7 protein-coding genes are annotated in these 11629 nt (G+C 50.5%); 6 read left to right on the top strand and 1 reads right to left on the bottom strand.

Features of this window, described 5'->3' with window-relative positions; translation table 11 throughout:
• Positions 1-209: 209 nt before the first annotated feature.
• The 6 genes from ACR6Z4_RS12715 to ACR6Z4_RS12690 all read left to right on the top strand — a co-directional run bounded on the left by ACR6Z4_RS12715 (position 210) and on the right by ACR6Z4_RS12690 (position 10025).
• Positions 210-1133 carry a chromate resistance protein ChrB domain-containing protein gene (locus tag ACR6Z4_RS12715; RefSeq protein WP_479717638.1) on the top strand — a complete coding sequence of 308 codons (924 nt, stop codon included), beginning with the start codon at positions 210-212 and terminating at the stop codon, positions 1131-1133.
• 66 nt (positions 1134-1199) lie between these two features.
• On the top strand, positions 1200-2387 hold the full coding sequence (locus ACR6Z4_RS12710) for a chromate transporter (RefSeq protein WP_479717637.1): 1188 nt from the start codon (positions 1200-1202) through the stop codon (positions 2385-2387).
• Positions 2388-2565: 178 nt separating this feature from the next.
• On the top strand, positions 2566-3945 hold the full coding sequence (locus tag ACR6Z4_RS12705) for a bifunctional folylpolyglutamate synthase/dihydrofolate synthase (protein ID WP_479717650.1): 1380 nt from the start codon (positions 2566-2568) through the stop codon (positions 3943-3945).
• Positions 3946-4363: 418 nt separating this feature from the next.
• Positions 4364-6364 carry an iron uptake porin gene (locus ACR6Z4_RS12700; protein ID WP_479717636.1) on the top strand — a complete coding sequence of 667 codons (2001 nt, stop codon included), beginning with the start codon at positions 4364-4366 and terminating at the stop codon, positions 6362-6364.
• Between the two features lie 817 nt (positions 6365-7181).
• A complete protein-coding gene (locus ACR6Z4_RS12695; protein WP_479717635.1) occupies positions 7182-9302 on the top strand; it encodes a hypothetical protein in 2121 nt (706 codons plus the stop codon).
• A 552-nt stretch (positions 9303-9854) separates the two neighbouring features.
• The gene (locus ACR6Z4_RS12690) at positions 9855-10025 is read left to right on the top strand and encodes a hypothetical protein (protein WP_479717634.1); all 171 of its coding nucleotides are present in this window, start codon (positions 9855-9857) and stop codon (positions 10023-10025) included.
• A 106-nt stretch (positions 10026-10131) separates the two neighbouring features.
• Here the strand turns inward: ACR6Z4_RS12690 and gnd are convergent, their stop codons facing one another.
• The gene (gene gnd / locus ACR6Z4_RS12685) at positions 10132-11547 is read right to left on the bottom strand and encodes a decarboxylating NADP(+)-dependent phosphogluconate dehydrogenase (protein WP_479717633.1); all 1416 of its coding nucleotides are present in this window, start codon (positions 11545-11547) and stop codon (positions 10132-10134) included.
• Positions 11548-11629: the final 82 nt, after the last annotated feature.

Raw genomic sequence — 11629 nt, 5'->3', positions numbered from 1 at the left:
TATGAGGATCCTAAGGGTACAAGGTTCTCGGCGTGGCTGATATGAGCTATGAACTGTGGCGTGAGTGCCGCGCGGAGCCTGGTACTCACGCAAAAATCGTCATCTATCCAGTCGCGAAGTGCTATGGGGTGCTTGCCAACACGCAATGCAACAAACATTGCATTTCCTAGTTACACTTGTTACTCTAGCATTGGATTAGAGGTACTGCTTTGGGTTGGATAGTTTTTGCCTATTCATTGCCATCTAAATTGTCTTCCAGTCCCCGAGTTACCTTGTGGCGGCGGTTACGGCGAATTGGAGCGATCGCCATGAGTAGTGTGCAAATTTTGCCGGATCAAGACCACTGTCTTGAAGCGTTTCAGTGGTTGGCGCAAGAGGTGCGGCAAGCCAACGGAGAGGCACTGATTATGCGAGTCGATGGGTTTGAAGGCATGAGTGATCAAAGCATCGTCAAAAAGTTTCGTGAGGTTCGTCAAGAAGACTATGCTGCACTGGAGACGAAGGTAGTGGAATTAGAGAATGCTTTAACATCCCTTGATGGGATAGGTAATGCTGCCCCAATCCGTGAAGCCCTAGAGAAGCTATATAAACAACATGCTGACATTCAGCAGATCGATTTTTTTGATTGTCCTGAACAAGAAAAAATAGCAGTTCGACTCAAGCGCCTGACGAAAGTGCTTCTTCCCAGCATTCCTGTCGTCTCAGTTACCCCTAAAAACATCGAAGACTATCGTCATGCCCAGTGGGTTACGAGACCTCAACCTCATGTCGATCGCTTAGCATGCATTTGGTTCATTCGACGATTTATTAATCCCAGCGCCACAATCCGTTATGCCAGAACTGTTCATGACAATGAAGTGGCTTTTGATATGGATCAAGGTGAATTTCAACATCAAGGGAACTGGTGTACTTTCGAGGTCATGGTGCAATCGTTTGGGTTAGACGATACCGGATTGCAGACCATTAGCGAAATTGTCCACGAAATCGATCTGCGCGATGGCAGCTATCAGCATCCGCAAATTGCGGGTGTTGACACGTTATTACGAGGTTGGTTACTGGCTGGTTTTGCTAACACCGAACTGGAAACCCATGGCATTGCGTTATTTGAGGGGCTATATGCCGCTTCTTTGTAAACCGCTACTCACGCCACCAACTTTACCAGCATCCACAAAAAATCTTCTACCTAAAACACGGGAACGATGAACCCTACGCCTCTCGACACGGATCAACCCTCCTATTCTCTAAACCAACTAACGCAGTATTTTCTAAAACTAGGAACGTTAGGGTTTGGTGGACCGATCGCATTGATTGGCTATATGCATCGCGATCTGGTCGAAGAGCGCCAGTGGATCTCTGAAACGAGCTACCAGGAAGGATTAACGTTAGCTCAGGTGGCTCCTGGGCCCCTGGCAGCTCAATTGGCGTTTTACTTGGGCTACATTCACTACGGCGTTCTAGGATCGGCGTTAGTCGGCATCGCCTTTGTCTTGCCATCATTCGTGATGGTAGTTGCTCTGGGATGGGCATACACCCTCTATGGCGGTCTGAGTTGGATGCAGGCTGTGTTTTACGGAGTAGGCGCAGCAGTGATCGGCATTATTGCTTTGAGTGCTTACAAGCTAACCCGCAAAACCGTTGGCACAGACTGGTTGTTGTGGGCTATTTATCTGGTTAATGCAGCCGCAACGATTGTCACGGAGTCAGAAAGGGTAGAGCTGATTTTAGCAGCAGGGGTGCTGGTCTGGTTGATCAGGTTTCCACCTAAAAAATGGTTGAAATTCAATAGACTCAATGGTTTCATTGGCTTATCCCTGATTCCCCTACTCGCAACCGTTCCGACTGTCACGGTTGGGTTACTCGGACAGATTTTTCTGTTCTTCGCGACCGCAGGTTCATTCGTATTTGGAAGTGGTTTAGCCATCATCCCTTTTTTGTATGGCGGGGTAGTGAAGGACTTTCAATGGCTAGATGCTCAACAGTTTCTTGATGCAGTGGCAGTCGCCATGATTACGCCAGGGCCGGTTGTGATTACGACCGGATTTATTGGGTTCCTGGTAGCAGGATTTTCTGGGGCTTGTGTTGCGGCGATCGCCATGTTTATTCCCTGCTATCTGCTGACCATCATCCCGGCACCTTATTTTAAGAAGCATGGTAAAAATCCTGGGATCTCTGCGTTTGTCAAGGGTGTAACGGTTGCAGCAACCGGAGCGATCGCAGGAGCTGTTGTGGTGCTGGGACGACAATCTCTCCACGATATCCCCACACTGTTGATCGCGCTTATCACCCTGGCTGCGTTGTGGAAATTTGGCAAAAAGCTACCAGAGCCGCTGACTGTGCTGATCGGGGCTACTATTGGTTTAGTTTTATATCCACTGATGTATCCCTAAAATAGACCCTTATTTCCCATCGTTTAATCCAGCGATGAATTGGGTGTGAGAGCCGCGCGCCGCGCGGCTCTCACACCCAATTCATCGCCCACATCAACAGCGCCACCCATCTGACAAATCACTATTGTCGTTAAGTTGCGATCGCATCGTGAAGCATCAACCCGATCACATTGCCCAGATAGAGATTGAAACGATTCTCAATCGCTTTACCCATTTTGGGGTCGAGCTAGGCTTAGAACGCATTGAACGATTGCTAGACAATTTAGGCAATCCCCATCGCCAGGTGCCGATCTTGCATGTTGCCGGAAGTAATGGCAAGGGTTCGGTCTGTGCTTACTTATCCTCGATTTTGACCCAGGCAGGGTATCGCGTCGGACGTTATACCTCGCCGCATTTGATGGATTGGAGTGAACGAATTCATCTGAATGAACAGGCGATCGCTCCGGGTGAATTACTCGCCCTGTTACAAACCGTGATTGCTGCCATTCGCCCCGATCAGCCTTCTCCGACCCAGTTTGAAGTGATTACTGCCGTTGCCTGGTTATATTTTGCTCAGCAACAGGTTGATATTGCCGTGATCGAAGTCGGCTTGGGCGGACGCTTGGATGCTACCAATGTCTGCGATCGCCCGTTGGTCAGTGTGATTACCTCCCTTAGCCGCGAACATTGGCAACGCCTGGGTCCCACCCTGGCAGACATCAGCCGCGAGAAAGCTGGCATTCTCAAACCAGGCTGTCCTGCTGTCATTGCTCCTTTGCCCCCGGAAGCCGAACCTGTAATTCAGCAACGCATCAACGAGTTGGGCTGTCCCGTGATCTACGTCAAACCTGCCCTTGATTTGGGCAATGGTTGGGCGGAGTATCAGGCAGGAGAGGATGAAGCGCGGCAGAGAGTAGTAGAGCCGGAACCTGAAAAGAACAATCCCATCCGCCCTTCACCCCTTCACCTCTCCACTCCTTCAAACTTCAAGTACCCATTGCCATTGCTCGGCGCTCACCAACGGATTAACTCGGCATTGGCGATCGCCACAATTCAGATTCTCCAGGCAAACGGCTGGCAGATCAGCTCAGAAGCAATAGTAGCGGGCATGGCAAAAACCCATTGGCTGGGTCGAATGCAGTGGATGACGTGGGAAGGTCATGAGCTATTAATCGATGGGGCACACAACTCAGCAGGGGCAGCGATGTTGCGCGGTTATGTAGATCAAAGCGATCGCATCACTCGCCCCGTTAACTGGGTCATGGGCATGTTAGAAAACAAAGATCATGCAGAGGTGTTTCAAGCATTGCTGCGTCCCGGCGATCGCTTGTTTGTCGTTCCTGTCCCCGATCATCTGACTGCCGATCCCGCAGCCCTCACCCAACTGGCAGCTGAAATTTGCCCCACTCTCGCCCAGTGTCACCCTTGCGCCGACGTCTTTGCAGGCTTACGGCAAGCCTTTCAACACGCGACAGAGACAGAGCCTCCCGCCACGACAATACTATGCGGATCGTTATATCTACTGGGTTTCTTTTTAAAACAGGCAATCAGTCAGCCCTCATCAGCGGGCATAGAATAGGGAGGGGTAACACGGTTCAGTCGCGCCACGCATCTCATTTGAGTCGGAACTGAGAAATAAGGGACTCGCAATCCAATCAATTCTGGTTTTGGTGTGGCGCGGCGAAGCCGCGCCACACCAAAACCAGAATTTTGTAGACAGCAGGTCTCGTACGGATTTTGTTTGTAGCAAAACTCCGGTTCCTGAGTTAGATTCTCTTTAAAGTAAGGGAGCGATGTGCCGTCGAAGCCGTAACTACTGTTACAAATTCGAAATCTTACGGACATCGGATGGCATCTCTGTATATTTTGGTGGAACAACGCTTGGTGTGCGTCTGTCTCTATACCAAATTTGGCATCGTCATCTGTAAGCATCGCGTTCGTCTGACTTCGGGTTAACAGGTCAGGCGATCGCGATATTTTGAGGAGTGTAAAGAATCATGAAATCTATGCTGTTGTCTGGAAAGACAGCTTTTTCTCTATCCTTGCTGGCTGCTGTGGGTTGGTTAGCCGGTAGTGGCTTGCCTGCACGGGCTGAGACGGTTTCGGCTGCATCTTTAGCCAGCGAAGTCACCGAAACGCCCGTCGAGTTCACCACCAGCGAACTGTTATCCAGTGCTGACGTGCTTGACACTGACCTCATCCAACCCGCTGAGGGCAACCTGCCAATTCCTCAGGATGACCCAGTGGTTTCCTCCGCAGAGGTTGATCCGGTTGCCTTGCCCGATTCTCCTAACCCATCCGCAGTAGAGTCTGAAACAAGCATTGGCAGTGTTGCTGATGCTTCTTTTTTGGGTTCTGAGCCAATGACAGCCGATCCGGCTGAGGTGCAATTTGCCGATACAACTTCGCCTCGGTCTACTGCCAACGTTTTAGAAGCGTTACAAACAGAGGGACAGTTGAGTCGTCGCGCCCCAACAGCGGCACACCCCAGCATGGCGCAGTTGACATCGGTTTCACAACTTTCTGACGTACAACCCACAGACTGGGCATTTCAAGCCCTTCAGTCATTGGTCGAACGCTATGGCTGCATTGCGGGTTATCCCGATGGCACCTTTAGAGGCGATCGCTCTCTCACCCGTTATGAATTTGCGGCTGGCTTAAATGCCTGCATGGATCGAATCAACGAGCTGATCACAACCACGGTGACTGATACCGTAACTCAGGCAGATTTAGATACCCTACAACGACTGCAAGAAGAGTTTGCCGCTGAACTGGCAACTCTGCGGGGTCGGGTAGATGCCCTGGAAGCACGGGTGTCTGAGGTCGAAGCCAATCAATTTTCCACGACGACCAAGTTGTTTGGTCAGGTGGTGGTTGGGCTTCAAGATCGCAACGACAACACGTTTGAGTTTTTCCGTGACGAATTTGAAGACGACGCCAGTGCAAACGTCATTACCAACGTTCAGCTCAACTTAATCACACAATTCGGTCCTCGCAGCATCCTGCTCACCGGCTTACAAGCCGGATCGGGAAGCACGGCAACGGGTAGACCAGCGCTGACTAACTTTGTCGGGCTGGGTTACGAAGGTGACACCGAAAATGATTTTCAGATCAGCGACCTGACATTCCGACAATTGGTTACAGATGACCTGGCGGTGATTATCGGTGCCGTTGGGGTTAGCCCTGTGAACGTCTTCCGGGGTGCCAATCGCGTCGAAAGTGCAGGCTTTGGTCCACTATCTCGGTTTGCTCAGCGCAACCCCATTATTAGCATTGGCGGTGGCAATGGCGGCGTGGGGATTGACTGGCAAATTGCTTCGCGTCTGAGCTTCCAAGGGGTTTACTCAGTGAGTCTGCCCGGAAACCCAATTGATGGGGGCATCTTTGGTGGAGAAAACGGTTCGACGGCGATCGGCGGGCAACTCGTGGTTTCTCCGACCAATAGCGTGGACATTGCCTTTCAATATGTCAACTCTTACTCTCCCTTTGGCGCACTGGGGGCTGGAGTTGGCGATGACCAGTTGGCAGTGATCGACGGCTCCACGTCTAGAGCACCGATGCAGACCCATGCTTTTGGCTCCAGTTTAGAATGGCGCGTCACCTCTGGTTTAACGCTGGGTGGCTGGTTTGGCTATACCACATCTGATCTGTTGGGCGAGTCGGGTTCCGTAGAAACCATCAACTGGATGACGTATCTCAACTTCCCCGACCTGTTCGGTGAAGGCAACCTGGCAGGGCTATATTTTGGGCAGCCGACCCGCATTGTCAATAGCGATCTGCCGGATGGACGCAATATTCCATCGCTGGTCAACGAGGGCAGTCTCACAGGAGATGGTGGACAACCCTCCACAGCCTTGCATTTGGAAGGGTTCTATCGCCTGCAAATCATGGATAACCTGTACATTACGCCCGGTGTCATCGCCATCTTTAATCCCGGTCACAATTCCGACAATGACACCATCGTCATTGGTTCAATCCGAACCACCTTTACTTTCTAAGGATCACAAATTCAATAAAACCCACACGTTTATCTTTGGAGGCGCGGCGTCGCCGCGCCTCCAAAAATAAACCCTCGGTTTTATCAACTCCACGATCTCAAGAATCGTGGATGGATTGCAGGATAGGGGATTTAAAAAACCCAATCCTTTTTGAGAGAGCGATCGCTCCGCGATCGCCGAATTGCAAGAGGGGGTGAAGGGGGCGCTGCCCCCTTCGTGGGAGTTTTTACCCCCATACCCCCTCTATCCGTAAAAGGCTGAAGTTGCCAAGGGTCATATCTGCCCCGTTTGAATCCTTATCTGGCGATCGCATCTTTCGGTGTCAGTTTTTAAGAAGTTTTAGGGAATCCTTTTGCTACTCAGTAATGTGATTATGAAGTTCACTTTTTTCTTGAAAAGAGTAGGAACTTTTACAAATCTCCCGACTTCTACAGTTCAAATGCATTGATTAGAGCCAGTGCTGACCTCGGTCAAACGTGTAACTTACGATTCACTGATGCTCAGTACAGCCCAACCGATCGCACGAAGCAAACAATCCCCTCCCCATCAACCACTGGCAGGAAGGAAATGCAGGGATTTTATCTTTGCTGGAAGGCAATCTTCCGAATCCCTAATTGCCAGAAAGCGGTTGAACCATCAGGACACTGAAAGATAACTGTGGATTTCCATATCATTGCTTTCGGCGATCGCCAGGGATGCTCAGGGTGATTTTGAAACTTTCTGCTTTGTCAAGCTCAAAACGTGAGTCACCCCATCTTTTCCGTATTCATCAACTTCATCCATTTCGTTCTTCATTCACCCTTAGAGGAACCCTCCTATGGTTAGTCGAACAACAAGATTTGTAATTGGTTTGGGTTTATTGGCTGGAAGTCTGGCGATCGCCCCCAGCGCTCGCGCTCAGCTACAGGTAACAGGCGGTAACACAACCGGACAGGCAGCTTTCTTCGTCCCCACCTTGACCCCCCAAGGCAATGTGAGGCTGTTCGACGTGGGCATCAACACCCTCAGAGTGGAAACACCCAATGGAGTCACCACAACCTCTGTTTTCACCCCCAGTGCTGCCAGTTTCTCGGATGCCGATAACAGTGGCACCCCCAACACAGGTGATACAGGAACATTGCAAGGTTCTCTCGCAGGCATTGCCTTTACGTCATCAGGTTCACCAGTAGCCTTTTCGGGTAGACCAACCCTGCTCAACTTCACCCTCAATAGCTTCACCAATAATCTCGGCACGGTAGAAGGCACCCTCCTCCGCCCCGAAGTGCCAGGAACCGCCTCTCTGGTGTTTTTACCGGGTGTAGACAGCGAAACCTTAACCCTTGATTCCAGTGGGTTTGTCGGTGACGGTGGGCAACTCCAACTGGGCAGCTTCTCCGCTGCACTAGACGACGGTGTGATCGCACTGCCCTCTGACTACGGCTTCCGCGATAGTGGTCCTGCGGTTCCTCTACCGTTTACCTCGTTCGTCCGCCGGATTCGCTACGACTTCCGTGGAGAAGATGTGGTAGCAGGGATTGGCAGCGACTTTGATGTCAGCGACAATACCATCCGCTTTGTTGGAACTGCTAATGAAAAGTTCAAGATTCAAAGCGTTGGCACCAGCGGTGAGCAAGAATTCAAGATCGAAGGCGAAATTGGTGCGGTTGATGTCACCATCAATGGACCCTTTGAAGAAGTCGATCAGGAAAACCTCATCGATAGCCTTGCACCTTTAGATGAATACAAAATTGAAGGCGAAGCCACTGGGCTATTCTCCTTCTACAACGCCGGAACCTATGGCTTTAGCAGCCTGTTTGGTTCAGATACCAAATTCGACTTCCGCCAAGACGATGCTCGTTTAGACGGTCGCACCGAGGGAAATACCTCTTTTTACGCCACGGTTGGTCTGTCTGATGATGTCACGTTTGATGACTTCGACAGCTTCAACTTCTCCAGCACTCAGTTCACCATCATTAACACCAGCTCGGCAGTCAACTTTAGTTGCACACTGTGCGGCAGCACCTTGGTGATTGGTCGTCCGATTGTGATTGCGAATGTGCCAGTGACGGTCGGTAGACCCGTCAGAATTGAGCTTGACGATGATGGCAATGTTCGGGGTGGAAACAACGGCAACGGCAATGGCGGCGGACGTTCCAACCGTTCCAACACCTTTAATGCGATCTCGTTGTTTAGCTTTAACTCTGTTAGCTCTGTCAACACTGATCTGTTTACGCTGGTTGGGTCTTCCAACACGGCGTTATTCCAATACGGCTATCTGGTTGGCTATCGCTACAGGGTGTTGAGAGAAGAGTCCTATCGAGGACAGACATTTGTCAACGTCCTGGATGATGATGGCGAGCGCTACTATGTCGTCACGCAGGGTCACGGCAGAGGTCGGGGTCGGGGTCAGCAAGTGGTAGTGGCTTACAGCCAGGTTGGTCCAGCTTGCCGAATTTTCCCTGGTCTAGTAGGGCTGAGAGAAATTTCGGAGGACGAATTAGACGATCTTGATTTTGGCGATGATATCGGATTAGATGATGGCAGCACCGACGACGATACCAGCACCGATGACGATAGCTTGATCGATGATGGTACCGATGACGATGACACCACCATTGATGACGACACCACCATTGATGATGACACCACCGTTGACGATGACACTACCATCGACGATGACACCACCATTGATGATGACACCACCATCGACGATGACACTACTATCGACGATGACACCACCGTTGATGACGGTACTACAGTAGACGATGACACCACCGTTGATGATGACACCAGCGTTGACGATGACACCACCGTTGATGACGGTACTACAGTAGACGATGACACCACCGTTGATGATGGCACCACTGTTGACGATGACACCACCGTTGATGATGGCACCAGCGTTGACGATGACACCACCGGCACGGACGATGGCATCGAAGGACTCCAAGAACTGTAAGTAAGGCGCTTTGCCCTAATTCGCTTCCTTATTGCATGGGCATCTCGTCTACCGTGATATCGATGCAATAAGGTTGCTTACAGCCCACCATTGTTAATTTTAGTTATACATTTGCCTGTGAAACCAAAGGTTTCACAGGCAAATTTTTATACCAATCTTTTATGAAGTTGCGCCAAACTAGAACCCCCTGTGGTTCCTCTTGCCAAGGGGGACGACGACAGTCGGGGGGTTGAATAAGACGCAGCTTCACATTAAATCGGTATCAGTACTGGATTACGGTACTTAACAAACTTGCACACCGCTATATGGTTCTACGCAATCTAGTTAGGACATCAAGGTGGGGTGGGGGCGGTGCCCCCACGCAGGGGTTCCACCCCTGCACCCCGTCCTAACCCTAATGCGTACCGCTATAGATGATCATGGGATGTTAAGAAAATTGAGTAATCCTAAACCTTAGTTACAAGATAGTCATTCCGATCCAATGCTAAGAACAGGGAATGGTAGCTTGAGGGTTATCAATTTAGATACCCAGATATCATCAAGCTACAGCATATGTATAACGACAAATCCAAGAAAGATTGGGTCAGTGCAGCTGTGATTGCGGCACTCGGAGCCGGTGTAGTGACGTCCTTTGCTATTAGTCAAGGGCAACATCCATTAATTGCCATTGGGATCACGGCATTCGCGACAGCGGCAGCTTTAATTGTGGATCAATTCCTGTAAATAAATGCCTGAACCAATCAATGATCTAGTTATTAGAAAAAACGCGCCTTCGGCGCGTTTTTTCTAATAACTGTCAGGGACTATCGTTGCTGATTTGCAGTTTAGACTAGAACCACTCGGCATGGGCAAATTCGCCTCTGGGCTTGTCTACCCGCTCGTAGGTGTGGGCACCAAAGTAATCGCGTTGTGCCTGGGTGAGATTTTGCGGTAGGCGATCGCGACGGTAGCTATCAAAGTAGTCCAACGACGCACTGAAAGCAGGTACAGGAATACCCAATTTAGCAGCCGTACACAGCACTTCCCGCCAGGCACCCTGGCGATCGAGGATGGTTTGTTTGAATTCGGGAGCCAGCAACAAGTTAGGTAGGGCTGGATTTTCATCAAAGGCTTGTTTGATTTTGCCTAAGAACCGTGCCCGGATGATGCAACCGCCTTTCCAGATGCGAGCGCATTCGCCCAAATCGACCCCGGAGTTAAATAATTCCTTAGAGGCTTTGCCAATCAACGCCATACCTTGCGCATAGGAGCAAATCTTAGAACAGTACAGCGCATCTCGCACCATGTTAATGAACGTAGCGGCATCGCCATCATATTTGCCCGAGGGGCCCGTCAACACATGAGAAGCGGCAACCCGTTCTTCTTTGATCGACGACATGATTCGGGCATTGACTGCCGCAATAATCGTGGGGATGCTCACACCCAGATCTAACGCCGTTTCTACCGTCCAGCGGCCGGTACCTTTTTGCCCCGCTGCATCCAAAATTACATCCACCAGGGGCAGATTGGTTTCACTGTCCATCTTGGTGAAGATGTTAGCAGTGATATCAATCAAAAAAGAGTCGAGTTCATCGGTTGTATTCCACTCAGAAAACACGGCGTGGAGCTGGTTGTGGTCGAGTCCCAACGCATTCTTGAGCAGATCATAGGCTTCCGCAATTAGCTGCATGTCGCCATACTCAATGCCATTGTGAACCATTTTGACGTAGTGCCCAGAGCCACCGGGACCGATGTAGGTGACACAGGGGCCATCATCGACCTGTGCTGCAATTTTGGTGACAATGGGTTCGATTTCCTTGTAGCCTGCTTCGGTTCCCCCCGGCATCAAGCTGGGACCATTCAGGGCACCTTCTTCGCCCCCACTGACACCCATGCCCATAAACCGTAGCCCGGTCGATTCTAAATCTTGCACTCGGCGTTCGGTGTCGGTGTAGAGCGAGTTGCCGCCATCAATGATCATGTCATCCGGATCAAGTAACGGTCGGAGTTGATCGATGACTGCATCGACGGGTGCGCCCGCTTTGACCATAATCATGATTTTGCGGGGACGGTCTAGCGACTGGACAAATTCTTCTAGCGAATACGCAGGTTTAACATTTTTGCCTTGGGCGCGGGTTTGGATGAATTTTTCTGTAACTGAAGCGGTGCGGTTATAAACAGCGATAGGGAAACCATTGCGCTCAACATTGAGTGCCAGGTTTTCACCCATAACTGCCAGACCGATGAGACCAAAGCTCTGTGCCATAAAACTATGCCTGCTCTTGCTTAACTGCTGGGTAACGCGATTGCCGTTGATTTGGGGATATGCACTTACGGATATGCACTTA

It is taken from the genome of Calyptranema fuscum S582 (genome assembly GCF_055793305.1).
This window is presented reverse-complemented; position numbering and strand designations above follow the sequence as displayed.

Excerpts from the sequence above, each read along its gene's own strand:
- gnd (WP_479717633.1), bottom strand. The coding sequence starts at position 11,547 with ATGGCACAGAGCTTTGGTCTCATCGGTCTGGCAGTTATGGGTGAAAAC.
- ACR6Z4_RS12690 (WP_479717634.1), top strand. The coding sequence starts at position 9,855 with ATGTATAACGACAAATCCAAGAAAGATTGGGTCAGTGCAGCTGTGATT.
- ACR6Z4_RS12700 (WP_479717636.1), top strand. The coding sequence starts at position 4,364 with ATGAAATCTATGCTGTTGTCTGGAAAGACAGCTTTTTCTCTATCCTTG.
- ACR6Z4_RS12695 (WP_479717635.1), top strand. The coding sequence starts at position 7,182 with ATGGTTAGTCGAACAACAAGATTTGTAATTGGTTTGGGTTTATTGGCT.
- ACR6Z4_RS12710 (WP_479717637.1), top strand. The coding sequence starts at position 1,200 with ATGAACCCTACGCCTCTCGACACGGATCAACCCTCCTATTCTCTAAAC.